Here is a 15769-nt window from a genome sequence, read left to right as displayed (position 1 = left end):
TTCTTCGAGCGCTTTCCATTCTTGATGATATTGCTTGACCTCCTCAATCAAGTTACAATAAGCAATAAATCTTTGGATACACTACTTGTGTCATTCTATTAACTTAAATAGTGCACAATCATCCTAAATCCTAAATCCTAAATTATAGGGGGAAGTAAATTACGATGCTTAAAATAGGTTCCCACGTTTCTTTTTCAGGCAAGGGTCTGCTGACAGCTACGGAAGAAGCAGCAAGCTACGGTTCTTCATCGTTCATGATATATACAGGAGCTCCGCAAAACACACGCCGTAAACCAATGGAGACAATGTTTATCGAAGAAGGTAAGCAAGCCATGCTTAGCGGAGGCTTCGAGGATATTGTAGTTCATGCACCATATATTATTAACTTGGGTTCATACAAGGACAATACTTATGAGCTTGCGGTCAGCTTCCTGCAGGAAGAGATTCGTCGTACCCACGCGATTGGGGTTAAGAATATTGTTCTTCATCCAGGTGCCTTTACAGACAAGGATGCAGAATATGGCATTCAGCGTATTGCCGAAGGCTTGAACGAGGTGCTGAACGGCGTGCGTGAAACGGATGTCAACATTGCCTTGGAAACGATGGCAGGCAAAGGGACAGAGATGGGACGCAGCTTCGAAGAGATTGCACAAATCATTGATAAAGTTGAGCATAATGAGCGGCTGACCATATGTATGGATACTTGCCATATTCATGATGCCGGCTATGATATCGTGAATGATCTGGACGGTGTGCTTGAGCAGTTTGACCGCACAGTGGGATTAGACCGGATCGCTGTAGTGCACATCAACGACAGCAAGAACCCTACAGGTGCGCGGAAGGACAGACATGCTCCGATCGGCTCCGGCTGGATTGGTTATGATACCATTCATCGTATCGTGCATCATGAGCTGCTGGCTGGCCGCCCGTTCATTCTTGAAACGCCGTGGATCGGGAAAGATGCGAAGACGCAGCGTCCGATGTATGAAGCGGAAATTGCGCTGCTTCGCGGTAATGTAACAGAACGTTTTGGCGAAGCTTTTTGGGGAGATGTGGAGAAGCTGGACCATTTCTTCAGCGGACAAGACATTCATTCACGCAGCTTTATTCTAGACACATGGACTGTGCTTAAGAATGACGCCAAAGCGAAGAAGGCTGACCCGCGTGAACCGCTGGAGCGTTTATATGATCTTGCTGCAGGCGCAGATCTGTTCCCTGAGCTGTCTGAAGAGGCACTCAATCATCGCCTGATTGCCTGGCTCGCAGGCAAGGAAGCTATGGTCAAAGCATAGGAGTCACTTATATCAAGGGGGAGAATTTTTCTACAATGGATATTCATACTAAAAACGTACCCGCACACCCGGCACACGAACACCCGGATCGTGCTCGAATGCTGATTTCTTGTCCGGATGCCCCGGGAATCGTGGCCGCAGTCTCCAAATTTCTATTCGAGCATGGAGCCAACATCGTTCAATCTGATCAATATTCAATGGATCCGGATGGCGGCATGTTCTTCATGCGCGTAGAATTCGATCTGCCTCAGTTGAAGGATCGCCTTCCGCAGCTGGAGGCCGACTTTGGAGCCATTGCCTCCCAGTTCAGAATGGAATGGAAAATCTCCAGCGTAAGCCGCCGGAAGAAGCTCGCGATCTTCGTGTCCAAAGAGGATCATTGTCTGGTAGAGCTTCTCTGGCAATGGCAAGCCGGTGATCTGGATGCAGACATTGCGCTGGTTGTAAGCAATCATTTAGATATGAAGGATTATGTTGAATCCTTCGGTATTCCTTACCATCATATTCCGGTCACACCAGATACCAAAAAAGAAGCAGAGCAGCGTCAGCTAGAAGTGATCGGGGCCGATATTGACGTCATTATTCTAGCCCGTTATATGCAGATCATCTCGCCGACATTCATTGAACATTACCGTAATCGCATTATCAATATCCATCATTCCTTCCTTCCTGCATTTGTTGGCGGCAAGCCCTATGCCCAAGCTTATAAACGGGGAGTTAAGCTGATTGGAGCAACAGCGCATTACGTAACGGAAGAGCTGGATGGAGGACCGATCATTGAGCAGGACGTTGAACGTGTAAGCCATCGGGATGATGTTCCCGAGCTGAAGCGGATCGGCCGCAATATTGAACGTGTCGTGCTTGCGCGAGCAGTCAAATGGCATGTGGAGGATCGTATTCTCGTCCATGAGAACAAGACGGTTGTATTTTAAAATCAATAGAATCAGAAGAATCGCCCGGTTACTTGAGCCGCGGCGATTTTTTGCTATGCCCGACATTGTTTGTCTTGGGGTACCAGAACGGTTTGCGTTCCAGAGATTTTTTGTAACAGCTGCTTATGTGTTATGAAATGGATTGTTTTACGCGAAGTTTGTTTTGCTCTAATAAAAGTCGGATAATGTAGAAGTGAACTCTCTTATTAAGAGATGATGCATAATCCTGCTCCAATAGTTTGCTATTTTTCATTGCCTATCCTTGTATTCCTTCCAATTCAGGTATGCTTTTCTTCAAAGAGGAGATACTTTTGTCGATGTGTGGATGATGAAATTTATTGGATGTGAAGAACGGTATGGAAAAACAGGACGTGAAGTGATACAATAGCAAACGAATAAGTCAAATTGAAACATTCAAGCGGATTAACTTGCTTTAAATCAACTCGTTTGTCATTTTAAGTTAAGTTTTAAGTCGCCTGAGCGTAAGTCCGTTTGCTTATCCTGACATCTTTTTTGAGATTATGAGGAGGACAAAAAATGACTGATCAACAAACCAAAGAACAAAGCATTCACAAGGATGAAAATTCGACAATCGATAACTTGTCTATTACTACAGTACGTACTCTAGCGATTGACGCAATTGAGAAAGCCAAATCCGGTCATCCGGGTATGCCAATGGGTTCTGCACCTATGGGTTATCAATTGTTTGCAAAAACAATGAATCATAACCCGGAGAATCCAACTTGGATCAACCGTGACCGTTTTGTGCTGTCTGCTGGACACGGCTCCATGCTGCTGTACAGCCTGCTGCACCTGAGCGGATATGATCTTCCTATGGAAGAAATCAAGCAATTCCGTCAATGGGGAAGCTTGACTCCAGGTCACCCTGAATTCGGTCACACTGCAGGTGTTGATGCGACGACAGGTCCGCTTGGACAAGGTATTGCAATGGCAGTAGGTATGGCAATGGCTGAAGCTCAGCTGGGTGCGACTTACAATAAAGATAAATTTGATATCGTAGACCACTTTACTTATGCGATCTGCGGCGACGGCGACCTCATGGAAGGTGTTTCTCATGAAGCAGCATCCCTGGCGTCTCACCTGAAGCTCGGCAAGCTCGTGGTACTGTACGATTCCAACGACATCTCCCTTGATGGTGAACTGAACCTTTCCTTCTCTGAAAGCGTACAAAAACGCTTTGAAGGATACGGCTGGCAGGTTCTACGCGTAGAAGACGGAAACGATCTGCCTGCGGTAGAAAAAGCAATCAAGGAAGCTCAAGCTGATCTCAGCCGTCCAACGCTGATTGAAGTGAAGACGGTTATCGGTTACGGCAGCCCGAACAAACAAGGTAAAGGCGGTCATGGCGGTACTCACGGTTCTCCACTTGGAGCAGAGGAAGCGAAGCTGACTAAAGATTTCTACAAATGGGTATATGAAGAAGATTTCTTCGTTCCAGACGAAGTTCGTGCTCATTTCGCACAAGTTAAAGAGCGCGGAATTGAAACGAACAAAGCATGGGATGCGAAGTTCGCAGAGTACAAGAAGGCTTACCCTGAGCTTGCAGCACAGTTCGAAACAGCAGTTGCTGGCGAGCTTCCAGAAGGATGGGATCGTGACCTTCCTAAATATAGTGCTGAAGATAAGGCAGTATCCACTCGTGTTGCTTCCGGTAATGCGCTGAACGGACTGGCTCCAAATGTTCTTAACCTGACAGGCGGATCTGCTGACCTTGAGAGCTCTACAATGACACACCTGAACAACATTGCACAGTTCACACCTGCAGACTACTCCGGCCGCAACATCTACTTCGGTGTACGTGAGTTCGGTATGGCAGCAGCAATGAACGGTATGGCACTGCATGGCGGTGTTAGAGTATTCGGAGGTACGTTCTTCGTATTTACAGACTACCTGCGCCCAGCTGTACGCTTGTCTGCAATTATGAATCTGCCTGTAACTTATGTTCTGACACATGACAGTATCGCTGTTGGTGAAGATGGTCCTACGCATGAGCCGATCGAGCAGCTTGCTTCCCTGCGTATTATCCCTAACCTGACTGTGATTCGTCCTGCTGACGGAAACGAAACTTCTGCAGCTTGGGCTTATGCTGTAGAGAACAAGAAGAACCCGGTAGCTCTGGTATTGACTCGTCAAAACCTGCCGATCCTTGCTGGAACAGTAGACGCTGCTCGTGAAGGAATCAAACGCGGAGCGTACGTTGTATCCGAAGCCAAAGACGGTAAAGCTGTTGCGCAAATCATTGCTACAGGTTCCGAAGTTCAGCTTGCAGTGAAAGCACAGGAAGCACTTGCTGAAGAAGGCATTTCCGTACGTGTTATCAGTATGCCTAGCTGGGATCTGTTCGAGAAACAAGACAAAGCTTACAAAGAATCCGTTATTCTTCCGGACGTTAAAGCTCGTCTTGCAATTGAAATGGCTCATCCAATGGGCTGGGAAAAATATGTTGGCGACGCTGGAGATATCCTCGGAATCTCTACATTCGGTGCATCTGCGCCTGGCGACCGCGTAATTAAAGAATATGGCTTCACTGTTGAGAATGTAGTCAGCCGCATCAAAGCATTGCTGTAATTTTGACAACAAGCTGCACACAACAAGAGCTTAAGTAAATAGGTAAAGCTGCCCATTCGGCAGCTTTACCCTTTTTTAAAATAACGTGACGATTGTCATGTGAGCGTGTAGCACCATCACTTTAATAGGCTTTCATTCTGTCAGAAGGACGGATGCCTGTTAACTTGCCAGCTTATACAATTTACAGTATTCTAAGTCATAAGTTGTTCCTTGGCTTAGATATCATTTGTTCAGTGAGGAATCAACTTTATAGGGAGGTAATTATAATCATGGCAAAAAAAGTAACGTTTGATTACAGTAAAGCACTTGAATTTGTTGGGCAGCATGAGGTGGATTATTTCGCAGAGCCGATTCGTCTTGCACATGAGCAGCTTCATAACGGAACAGGTGCAGGGTCCGATTATCTTGGCTGGATTGATCTGCCGACCAATTATGATAAAGAGGAATTCTCTCGTATTCAAAAAGCAGCTGCGAAGATCCAAAGCGACTCTGATGTGCTGATCGTCATCGGAATCGGCGGTTCTTACCTGGGAGCACGCGCTGCGATTGAAATGCTGTCTCATTCCTTCTATAATGAGCTGCCAAAAGAGAAGCGTAAAACTCCTGAGATCTATTTCGCAGGTAACAATATCAGCTCTACATATGTCAACCATCTGCTTGAGCTTATCGAAGGTAAAGACTTCTCCGTGAACGTCATTTCCAAATCCGGTACGACAACGGAACCGGCGATCGCTTTCCGTATCTTCCGTGCAGCGCTTGAGAAGAAATACGGTAAGGAAGAAGCTCGCAAACGGATCTATGCAACGACAGACCAAGCGAAGGGTGCGCTCAAGAAGCTGGCGACTGAGGAAGGCTATGAGTCCTTTATCATTCCTGATGATGTAGGCGGCCGTTATTCGGTTCTTACTGCGGTAGGACTTCTTCCGATTGCTACAGCGGGTATTAATATTGAAGAAATGATGCAAGGTGCTGCTGACGCTTCGAAAGAGTACAGCAACCCGAACGTAGCCGAGAACCAAAGCTATCAATATGCTGCTGTTCGTAATGCGCTGTACCGCAAAGGCAAAGGCACAGAGATCCTCGTAAACTACGAGCCGTCCCTGCACTTCGTATCCGAGTGGTGGAAGCAGCTGTACGGCGAGAGTGAAGGAAAGGATTTCAAAGGAATCTATCCTGCTTCTGTTGACTTCTCTACAGATCTTCACTCCATGGGTCAATTCATTCAGGAAGGAAGCCGCAACATCTTCGAAACAGTTATCCAAGTCGAAGAGGTTCCGAGCCATATTACGATTGAATCCGATCCGGACGATCTGGATGGTCTGAACTTCCTGGAAGGCAAAACGATGGACTTCGTTAACAAAAAAGCGTTCCAAGGAACACTTCTTGCGCATACAGACGGACAAGTACCGAATCTTATCGTAAATATTCCAGATATGACTCCATATTCCTTCGGATATCTGGTATACTTCTTTGAAAAAGCTTGCGGCATCAGCGGTTACCTGCTCGGGGTTAATCCGTTTGACCAGCCAGGGGTTGAAGCTTACAAGAAGAACATGTTTGCTCTGCTTGGCAAGCCTGGCTACGAAGAAGAAAAAGCGAAGCTTGAAGCAAGACTATCTGAATAATCAAGGGTATCAGACATATATGTAAATGACTTATTTAACTAAGAAAGCAGTTCACCCGCACTTGGATGAGCTGCTTTCTTAAAAATATAAATCTAGTTGTACTAGCAGAAAGGTAGTAGAAATGATGATTGAGCGTTACCGTACGGTTCGAATGTCGGGAGATAAGGAAATTGTTATCAAGAAATCGCGGTTCATTGGCCACATCAAGCCAGTAGAGACCGAGGAGGAAGCAGTTTCTTTTATCGAAGAGATCAAGAAAAAGCATTGGAATGCAACGCATAACTGTTCAGCTTATATGATCGGTGAGCGTGATGAAATTCAGAAGCAGTCCGATGACGGCGAACCAAGCGGAACCGCAGGTAAACCTATATTGGAGGTGATCAGGAATCAGGGACTGAAGAATGTAGCCATCGTCGTGACTCGATATTTTGGCGGAATCATGCTTGGTGCAGGCGGCCTTATTCGCGCATATACAGACGGTGCGGTTGCTGCCATAGAAGCAGGTGAAGCCATTACGAAGGTGCTGCATCGTGAAGTGTTTGTAGAGATTGATTACACGTGGCTTGGCAAAGTGGAGAATGAGCTGAGGGGCAGAGAGACTCGGATGGGTGAAACAACATTTACTGACAAAGTCAGGCTGACATGTCTTCCGGTCGATAGTGAAGCAGAGCGCTTTATAGATTTTGTGATCGATCTAACACAAGGTCAATCTGTAATCACGGAGGGACAGCAGCTTTATTTTATTGAAGGGGAATAAGATATGGCTAGAAGAGCAGTGGAACAGGAGTTGTCAAGGGAACGTATATTGGAGGCGGCGAGGCATCTATTCGTAACGAAGGGCTATCGTTCAATTTCCATGCGTAGTATAGGACAGCATCTAGGGTACAGTCATGGTTCTTTATATTATCACTTCAAGGAAAAAGCAGAACTGTTTTACGCGATTGTGATTGAGGATTTTAATCATCTGGGGCAGATGCTGCTGCAAGCCATGGCTAGGGAATCAAGTGAAGGATTGTCTAAGCCTGAGCATGTCATGATGGAATTTATCCGGTTTGGACTGGAGAATCCTTATCAGTACGAAATCATGTTTATGATTCGGGATGAAGAGCTGCTGGCCTATTGCCGTGCAGAACAGAACCGATGTTATGAGTTATTCGCAACCATTATCCGCTATCATATGAATGATCAGGAATATACGCCGGAACAAAAGCTGAAATTACCTCACAGTATGTTTTTATCTATTCACGGTTTCATTTCTTATTATATTCAAGACCGTTCTCCATTCGAGGACGTAAGACAAGAAGCCATTTCCCACGTTAAGATTATGTGCAACAGAATTTAGTTATGTAGTTGTCATGGTCATCACCACTGTGGTCAAGGCAGCCGTTATGCAATCTATATTATACAGCTGAACCGCATTCATCTCTGTGAAATAAGTCAATAAATGAAAGATCAGGGCCTTTTCACGCTTACATACTTCAGAGCGGTGAAATGTCATAACGTTGCATTGTCATAACGGTAAAAGGCGAAAGTGCTTGTCTTGTCTATTTCTAACAACTTTAAATGATTGACGTAATCCCCCTATTTTTGGTAAAGTATCAAATAAAGTAATTCCTAGCGATTTTCTAGGGAATATATTGGGGGATGGGGAAATGCATGTTGAAGTCCGTGGGTTGAACAAACATTTTGGGAATTTTCATGCGGTTAAGGATGTTTCCTTTGATATTGAAAAAGGTCATCTCATCGGTTTGCTTGGACCGAGTGGTGGAGGTAAAACTTCGATCTTGCGCATATTAGCCGGTCTTGAGCATCCGGACGCAGGTGAAATCCGTTTCCATGGACAGCTCGTTAATGACCTTCCTCCACAGGAACGGGGAATCGGCTTTGTTTTTCAGAACTATGCGCTATTTAAACATATGACCGTCTTTGAGAATATTGCGTTTGGACTTAAGGTCAAGAAGCAATCGAAGCAACAGATCCATGACCGGGTGATGGAGCTTGTAGAGCTTACAGGCCTAAGCGGCTTTGAGAAGCGTTATCCTCATCAATTATCCGGGGGACAGAGACAGCGTGTTGCATTTGCAAGAGCGCTGGCACCTGAGCCGCAGCTGCTGCTGCTTGACGAGCCATTTGCGGCGATTGATGCGAAGATTAGACAGGAGCTGCGTTCATGGCTGCGTGAATTAATTGAGCGGGTTGGAATTACATCGATCTTCGTTACCCATGACCAGGATGAGGCTATTGAAGTAGCAGATGAGATCATGATTATTAATCAAGGGGCTTTGGAGCAGAAGGGAACGCCTTGGGACATTTACAAGCGCCCGGAAACACCGTTTGTCGCTTCGTTTATCGGAGAGTCCACTATTGTCGAGCATGCCCGTGAGCTGAAGGGGTTTGATATCGAGGCTGTTTCCAATGATGCGAAGGCGCTCATTCGTCCTGAATATATTGAGGTAGGCAAAGAGAATGAGTTCACACTTCTGTCTGCTACGGAGAAAGGCGTTGTAAGAGCACTTCATTTCCGTGGGAGCGAGTGGCTTGTCGAAGTGACGTTAGGCAAGCATCGACTGATTACCTATCGTTCTCTTGAGAAAGAGACGCTATCCGTTGGTCAGGAGGTTCGTGTGCTGGTTCATCGGGCATATCTGTTTAATGATCAGGACAACTGGATGGTGGAAAATAGTTTGAAGCGTGATCCAATGCCAATAACGATCTAGACATCACTCTGCTAGGATATCAATCAGATAGCAAGCGGTCTTTTTACCCTGACGTATGATGCGTACAGGGTTTTGTTTTGTTCAATCGGCGATATGGATCATGGCTTTAGATTAAAGAATGCTGGAAGTCATGGCTCAAGCTTTATAAGAAGCCTTCGGTCATTTTATAATAGTATCGTAATCCAGTAATCACTAAATAAATGTTCGGCATCATTTACTACATAATTCAGGGGTGTATCAACTATGACAGATCAAGTTAAATTGTCTCAATATTCCGCTATTCTATTGGAGAATGCGCGTCATTACGGCGTTACGGACGAAGATGTACTCACTGCAATCCGCACCGGGGATCTGGCGGCTCTTAGCCAAGCAGAACGTGAACATTATACTTACGAGGCTTTTCTCTCCTATGCGAAGGAGCATGGGGAGGAACTTGAGCGGGCTGTCCAGGAAGGGTATCGCATCACGTTCAATACCAATAATGGACTTAAAAATTGGATTGCGATTACGTTTGATCTGAAGCCGGGAATTGATTTTAACGCAGCAGAGGGCCTTGTAGACGGTCTTATCCTTACTGGAGAGCAGGCAGAGAAGCTTAGAAAATCTCTTGCGTCCAATTGGCATATAGCAGATGAGATAGATACGGCAGACGGTCATAAAGAGCTGACATTAAGGCTCCGGGGAATGTGATGAGAGATAGAGCTTATGCACCGGCAGAAAGGACATGACAGTATATGACGATAACAGATAAACTAACGTTCCTCGGCACAGGAGATGCGATGGGAGTTCCAAGGCTATACTGTGAGTGTGAGGTATGTATGGAGGCAAGGACAACGGGTATCAACCGCAGATACCGTTCCTCAGTGCTGGTGCATGGATCAGATGGAGAGTTCATGATTGACGGAGGTCCGGATTTCGTGCATCAGATGGAACAGCTGGGCAAACGCCAGCTGCGAACGATACTGGTTACGCATCCTCACTTTGATCATATCGGCGGACTGCCGGAGTGGGCAGATGCCTGCAGGTGGCTTGGGGAAAAGGGGGAGCTCTACGCGCCGCAGGAGGTCATTGAAACAATACAGGTACAGTTTCCTTGGCTGTCCAGGCATATTAAAATGCAGCCCTGTGATTCAGGCGTTGAGCTCGCCGGATATCAGATCCGGACCTGGAAGGTCAACCATGGAAAGAACGGTTACTCCTACGCATACCGCCTGGAGAAGGATGGTTACCGCTGGGTTTATTGCTCGGATTCCATCAATCTGAATGAACAGGAAAGGCAGCAGCTCTATCATCTGGATCTGTTAGTGCTTGGGACAAGCTTTTATCATGAGCTGGCGGAGTTCCACACTCGCTCTGTATATGACATGCTGGAAGCACAGGAGCTGCTTCGACTGGTTAAGCCGAGGCAAACCATTTTTACTCATATGTCTCATGATGTGGATCTCCGGCAGAAGTATGATCTTATGCCGGAAATTACACTTGCCGAGACAGGAATGACGCATATTTTATCGTGAAGAAGCTTGATCCAGCCACCGCGCATACGATTCGGTATAGAAACCTGCTGCTAGTGAAGATTCGCGTACGCGATCAGCAGTCGCTCCATTCCCTCTTCAATCTGTTTCTCGCTCGTATAACAATAGCTGAGCCGGATATAAGCTTCTGAGCCTTGCGGAAGTGGATCGCAGAAGGGTCCGGGAACAAAGGCAACCGATCGTTCAAGGCTCTTCTCAAGCAGGGCGATCGCATCTACATGGGCAGGAAGCTGAACCCACAGGTCGAGCCCCCCTTCCGGGCTGATCCACTGCCAGTCGGCCGCTGTCAGCATTTGCTCCATCTTCTCTTTTCGCAAGCTAAGTGCAATGCGCAGCTTCTCCATATGGGTCTGCATTCGGGAGGAAGTGAAGTAATGCTGGAAGATTTTTTGGCCGAGCAGCGGAGAACCGCCGTCTGTCAGTGATTTAAGAGTCAACGCTTCCTTCATAAGCCATGGCTTGCACAATACGAAGGCAATGCGCAGACCGGGTGCTACGTACTTGCTGCGAATGTACATGACGACCCCTTCCGTATCATAGCTGTAGATCGGCGGGGGAGGCTCATCTGCGAAATACATATCATATGTCGTATCATCTTCTGCAATAATGAACTGGTACTGTTCAGCCAGCTCAACCAGCAATTTACGCTTCTCCTGTGGGAGAACATATCCCGTCGGGTTATGATAAGTCGGGTTTACATACATAAGTCGCGGGCGTGAATCCACAATGGTGTGCTCAAGCTGCTCCATATCATATCCGTCTGGCCGCATCTCTACAGTGACGATGCGTGCTCCAGCCTGCCGAAAAATATCAATGGCGGTACTGTAAGTAGGGCGTTCAACGAGCACAACATCGCCTGGCTTAATCAGCATTCGTGCTGTCAGATCGATGGCCTGCGTAGCCCCGGACGTAACGAGAATATCCTCTGGTGACAAGGACATATGGTGCCGTGCGTTAAAGTATTCAGCCATGACCTCACGGAGCTGGAAGTCCCCTTGAACCGTGGAGTAGGTGCCGAGCAGCTTCGGATACATATCAAACACCTGCTTGACGTACTCCGACATATACGTATTGGGAAGTAGAGAGGGATCAATCAGTGCCTTGGAGAACTGGTACTGCACGTCCTGCTGATGCAGCGCTGATAACACATGAGTCCGCAAAGTCAGCGACAGAAAAGGCAGCGAGTCCTCTTGTGTCAGCTGGCTTGCGGCTGAGTGCAGGGGCTGTGAAGTAAGTGTCTGCACTTGATCCCTGCTTTGATGTAAATGGAGTATATCTGCCGAATCTATAGCATTCACCTTATCATCCGGTGGCAAGGTCAATTTTACTGCAGGGCGCGGGCACACATAATAACCTGATCGATCTTTAGCATATATAAAATGGTCCTTAACGAGCTGCTGATACGACTTAAATACGGTCAGTCGATGCACGCCAAACTGCTCTGCGAGCGAGCGCACGGAAGGAAGCCGTTCATTCGGAGCATAATCTCCCCGCTCAATTCTCAGATGAACATAGTCGTATACTTGCTGTGATAAAGGTTCCTTTGTGAGAAACTCCGAGCGTTTATTTTTCATCTTATCCACCTCATCCACTGATGCCTTTCTTCTATTGTACGATATTATGACCATCAACTGTTCTATTCTTTACCTTCTGTTCTATTCCACTTCGATTACAATGTGGCAATAGACGAGGAGGCTGGAGTAGAATGCGATTATTAATTGCTTACATGAGCATGTGTTTAATTTTTGGTACGACCTTTCTGGCGATCAAAATAGGAAATGATGCAGGGGTTCCGCCGTTTTTTGCGGCAGGGGTGAGATTCTGTCTCGCAGGCGCACTCTTGTTCATATGGTGTCTATGGAGACGAAAAACAAGCATCAAGCTGCTGCTGCGTAAAGAAGTGATGATTATTGGCAGCTGTTTAACCTTTATGACCTTTGCAGGGCTATACTATGGAGAACAATATATCAGTTCAGGCGTGGCTGCCGTATTGTCTGCTACCGGACCGATCATGATCATCGGAATTCAGACATGGGTTCTCAAGAAGAAAGCCTCAGCGCTCTCGTTGCTCGGCTGTTTAACGGCATTTGTCGGCGTTATTCTTATTCTGGTTCCCGAATTGACGATTCAGGCGGGGGGAATGTGGCTGGCAGGTGCCTGCGCAGTGCTGGTTGGCGAGGTGTTCTATGCGTCAGGCTCTGTATATTCAGGAGCCACGAGGTCCAGACTGAGCGGATATTCGTCCCTTGCAGTAAATGGCGCTCAAATGCTGTATGGCGGACTCATGCTGCTGATGATCTCCTTCATTGCAGAACAGCCTGATCCGGATGTGCTATTGTCGTCTGGGGCAGCGGGCTCAGTCCTCTATCTGACGATATTTGGCTCTATGATTGGACACAGTCTATTTTATTTCCTGGTCACCAAGACGGGACCGCTGTTTCCTTCGACCTGGCTCTATATATCTCCTATGATTGCCCTTGGTGTCGGGATGTTATTTTATGGAGAGCATGTAACCCTATTAACGGCAATCGGGTCGATCATCATTATTGGCGGCCTGGTTATGGCGAATTGGCATACACTTAGAGAGTGGATTCAGCTTAGAAGCCAGCGAAAAAGTGAAGCGGACAGAAGCGGCGTGGCAACATAAATACCAATGACAATTAGGGACATCTGAAAAATATGCCGCGCATACACGTATGCAGCCTAATGTACCGACCAGGCACTAATTTTTATTAAGTTATTTGCGTATCTTTCTGGCGGTCTCAGACGTCTTCACAGTATAAGTACTTATAAGGACTAAACAAAGGGGGGCCCCGAATGATGGCCTTTGTCAGATCCGAACCCTACAGGATGTATCTGAAGTGTGCAGATGGTGACGACCATACACAGACTTCGGGATTATCGAGAAGCATGATGTTATCCCTGTATAAATACTGCCTGTCTCTAACCGGATCAAAAGAGGATGCTGAGGATTTGTGCCAGGAGGTTTATGTCAAAACATTGCCGCATGCCGCGGATTTGAGTAAAAGTGTAAGTTTTCGATGGAGGGTTATCTGATCCGTTCAGCCCGTAATGTGTGGATTGATGGCTTGCGTAAGGAAGCAAGGCGGAGAGAGCTGCTGGGTGAGATGCAGGAGCAGGAGCAGTACCTCAGCTCTCATCATGAGCTTGGCGATGGCCTGGCTGTAGAAGAGGCTTTTCAGGTGCTCCTGACACAGCTGACGGACTGGCAGCGGACAATATACATTCTCTGTGAGCTATTCAGCTATAAGGCGAGAGAGACCGCTGATTTGCTCGATTCTACGGAAGGAGCGGTTAAGGCTGCACTTCGCCGGGCAAGAGAAGTCGTCGCAGAAGAGAGACAGCGGCAGCTAGAAGCGGATGAACCTGGCGTCTTGATGAACCCCGTGTCGGAAGAGGATGCAGAGCGTCTGAGAGATTACCTGGGTGCTTTTCGTGCAGGTGACACTGAGCGTATTATACAGCTGGGACTTGGCGGCGCAGCAGATGTGATGATGGTGACGAGTCAAGTACTTGGCATGAAGATGCACAGCGGCACAGCTCCTCAGCTTACAAATGCATGGTATGACAGCCTGCAGCTGATCTCAAGGATAGAGATGGTGGCATAGAAAAAGGAGAGAAGCGTAAATGCCAACTATTCCTTATGTAGTGGAGCAAACGAGCCGGGGGGAGCGCAGCTACGATATTTACTCCAGGCTCCTAAAGGACCGAATTATTATGGTTTCGGGTGAGATTGAAGATCAAATGGCGAATTTGATTGTCGCCCAGCTGCTATTCTTGACAGCAGAAGATCCGAAGAAGGACATACAGCTCTATATCAACAGCCCTGGTGGCTCCGTAACTGCAGGATTCTCCATCTACGACACGATGAAATTTATTGAACCTGATGTATCGACCATATGCACAGGGATGGCGGCAAGCTTTGGAGCAATGCTGCTAACCGCAGGAACCAAGGGGAAGCGCTTCGCTTTGCCGAACAGTGAGATCATGATACACCAGCCGCATGGCGGCAGTCGAGGTCAGGCCTCTGACATTCGGATTCAAGCCGATCGAGCGCATTGAGAAGGATACTGACCGTGATCATTTTATGACGGCAGAAGAAGCTGTAGGATACGGTTTGGTGGATAAGGTAATTAATAGATAAACCAAACTATAGAGTGATGTATTGGAAAATAAAAATACCCGGATGCCATACTGCATAGTACAGGACTATGCTTGTAAGCAGCCGGGTTATTTGTTGTCTATATAGATCTAAGCCTCTAGAATGAACTTCTCAATGACATGCTTCACGCCGTCTTCATTGTTGCTCAGCGTAACATAGCCTGCAATTTCTTTCAGTGCAGGAATGGCATTCCCCATCGCTACACCAAGACCCGCCGCTTCAAGCATCTCATGATCGTTCCAGGAATCGCCTACCGCAATGGTATCCTTAAGATCAACGTTAAAATGATCCGCAAGGAAAGTCAGCGCATGTCCCTTGGTTCCTTCATGATGCATGATTTCAAGAAAATGTGGCTTGGACTTGGTAATATGCACTTCAGGACCGAGCAGCTCGCGCAGATCAACAGCCACCTTGTCCAAATAATCAGGATCATCAATGATCAGCAGCTTAGGGGCTGGCTGTTCAATCATTTTTACAAAATCAGCTTCAATGTAGTATGGTGTTTTGTTCAGTTTGCAGTAATCAACCAGCTTCTCATTCTCTTCACGGGAATACAGCTTGTCGTCAATATAAGTCTGCAGGTGCAGATTGTGCTCCAGGCAGTACTCATAGAGCTTACGAGCGGCTTCCATTGGAACATAGCGCTCGTACAGTACTTTTTCGTCCATCAGATTCTTAATTAGTGCTCCCTGGTACGTAATGATCGGTACATTAAGTCCAGTCTGACGAGCAATCGCTTGTGCAGAAGCGTAAGCGCGACCTGTCGCGAGCGTAACCACGACATCCTTGGCCACAGCAGCCTCAAGTGCTTTTTGTGTGGGATTCGTAACTTCCTTCTCGTCATTAATGAGTGTGTCATCGATATCGATGGCAATCAGCTTGTAAGTCATGGCTTCTCT

14 protein-coding genes and 1 pseudogene are annotated in these 15769 nt (G+C 46.9%); 13 read left to right on the top strand and 2 right to left on the bottom strand.

Annotated features, from left to right (window positions below; translation table 11 throughout):
* The first annotated feature begins 164 nt into the window (after positions 1–164).
* The 9 genes from TCA2_RS13290 to TCA2_RS13250 all read left to right on the top strand — a co-directional run bounded on the left by TCA2_RS13290 (position 165) and on the right by TCA2_RS13250 (position 10669).
* The gene (locus TCA2_RS13290; RefSeq protein WP_047912105.1) at positions 165–1292 is read left to right on the top strand and encodes a deoxyribonuclease IV; all 1128 of its coding nucleotides are present in this window, start codon (positions 165–167) and stop codon (positions 1290–1292) included.
* Positions 1293–1327: 35 nt separating this feature from the next.
* On the top strand, positions 1328–2224 hold the full coding sequence (gene purU, locus TCA2_RS13285; protein ID WP_047912104.1) for a formyltetrahydrofolate deformylase: 897 nt from the start codon (positions 1328–1330) through the stop codon (positions 2222–2224).
* Positions 2225–2761: 537 nt separating this feature from the next.
* Positions 2762–4813 (top strand): transketolase, encoded by a 2052-nt coding sequence (tkt, locus tag TCA2_RS13280; protein WP_047912103.1) that lies wholly within the window; start codon positions 2762–2764, stop codon positions 4811–4813.
* A gap of 269 nt (positions 4814–5082) precedes the next feature.
* Complete coding sequence (locus TCA2_RS13275; RefSeq protein WP_047912102.1) at positions 5083–6438, top strand: glucose-6-phosphate isomerase; 1356 nt, start codon at positions 5083–5085, stop codon at positions 6436–6438.
* Between the two features lie 124 nt (positions 6439–6562).
* On the top strand, positions 6563–7195 hold the full coding sequence (locus TCA2_RS13270) for a YigZ family protein (RefSeq protein WP_047912101.1): 633 nt from the start codon (positions 6563–6565) through the stop codon (positions 7193–7195).
* Between the two features lie 3 nt (positions 7196–7198).
* Positions 7199–7780 carry a TetR/AcrR family transcriptional regulator gene (locus tag TCA2_RS13265; protein ID WP_047912100.1) on the top strand — a complete coding sequence of 194 codons (582 nt, stop codon included), beginning with the start codon at positions 7199–7201 and terminating at the stop codon, positions 7778–7780.
* A 310-nt stretch (positions 7781–8090) separates the two neighbouring features.
* Positions 8091–9155, top strand: a complete 1065-nt coding sequence (locus TCA2_RS13260) for a sulfate/molybdate ABC transporter ATP-binding protein (RefSeq protein ID WP_047912099.1) — start codon at positions 8091–8093, stop codon at positions 9153–9155.
* Positions 9156–9398: 243 nt separating this feature from the next.
* The gene (locus tag TCA2_RS13255) at positions 9399–9845 is read left to right on the top strand and encodes a hypothetical protein (RefSeq protein ID WP_047912098.1); all 447 of its coding nucleotides are present in this window, start codon (positions 9399–9401) and stop codon (positions 9843–9845) included.
* A gap of 44 nt (positions 9846–9889) precedes the next feature.
* Complete coding sequence (locus tag TCA2_RS13250; protein WP_047912097.1) at positions 9890–10669, top strand: MBL fold metallo-hydrolase; 780 nt, start codon at positions 9890–9892, stop codon at positions 10667–10669.
* A gap of 50 nt (positions 10670–10719) precedes the next feature.
* Here TCA2_RS13250 and TCA2_RS13245 read toward each other — a convergent pair whose 3' ends face one another.
* A complete protein-coding gene (locus TCA2_RS13245; RefSeq protein WP_047912293.1) occupies positions 10720–12261 on the bottom strand; it encodes a PLP-dependent aminotransferase family protein in 1542 nt (513 codons plus the stop codon).
* A 131-nt stretch (positions 12262–12392) separates the two neighbouring features.
* On the opposite strand from TCA2_RS13245, the gene TCA2_RS13240 reads away from it, so the two are divergent.
* The 4 genes and pseudogenes from TCA2_RS13240 to TCA2_RS13225 all read left to right on the top strand — a co-directional run bounded on the left by TCA2_RS13240 (position 12393) and on the right by TCA2_RS13225 (position 14852).
* Positions 12393–13334 carry a DMT family transporter gene (locus TCA2_RS13240; RefSeq protein WP_047912096.1) on the top strand — a complete coding sequence of 314 codons (942 nt, stop codon included), beginning with the start codon at positions 12393–12395 and terminating at the stop codon, positions 13332–13334.
* A 170-nt stretch (positions 13335–13504) separates the two neighbouring features.
* Positions 13505–13744, top strand: a complete 240-nt coding sequence (locus TCA2_RS28020) for a sigma factor (RefSeq protein ID WP_047912095.1) — start codon at positions 13505–13507, stop codon at positions 13742–13744.
* Positions 13729–14316, top strand: a complete 588-nt coding sequence (locus TCA2_RS13230) for a sigma factor-like helix-turn-helix DNA-binding protein (RefSeq protein WP_047912094.1) — start codon at positions 13729–13731, stop codon at positions 14314–14316. Before TCA2_RS28020 ends, TCA2_RS13230 begins: the two co-directional genes overlap by 16 nt.
* Before the next feature lie 19 nt (positions 14317–14335).
* Positions 14336–14852 (top strand): annotated as a pseudogene (locus TCA2_RS13225) (ATP-dependent Clp protease proteolytic subunit).
* 107 nt (positions 14853–14959) lie between these two features.
* Here the strand turns inward: TCA2_RS13225 and TCA2_RS13220 are convergent.
* A complete protein-coding gene (locus TCA2_RS13220) occupies positions 14960–15760 on the bottom strand; it encodes a Cof-type HAD-IIB family hydrolase (protein ID WP_047912093.1) in 801 nt (266 codons plus the stop codon).
* Positions 15761–15769 lie beyond the last annotated feature (9 nt).

Origin of the sequence: Paenibacillus sp. TCA20 (assembly GCF_000732325.1) — a bacterium.
Classification (GTDB): domain Bacteria; phylum Bacillota; class Bacilli; order Paenibacillales; family Paenibacillaceae; genus Paenibacillus; species Paenibacillus urinalis.
Note: the sequence above shows the minus strand (reverse complement) of the source record. Positions and strands in the feature narration are given on the sequence as shown.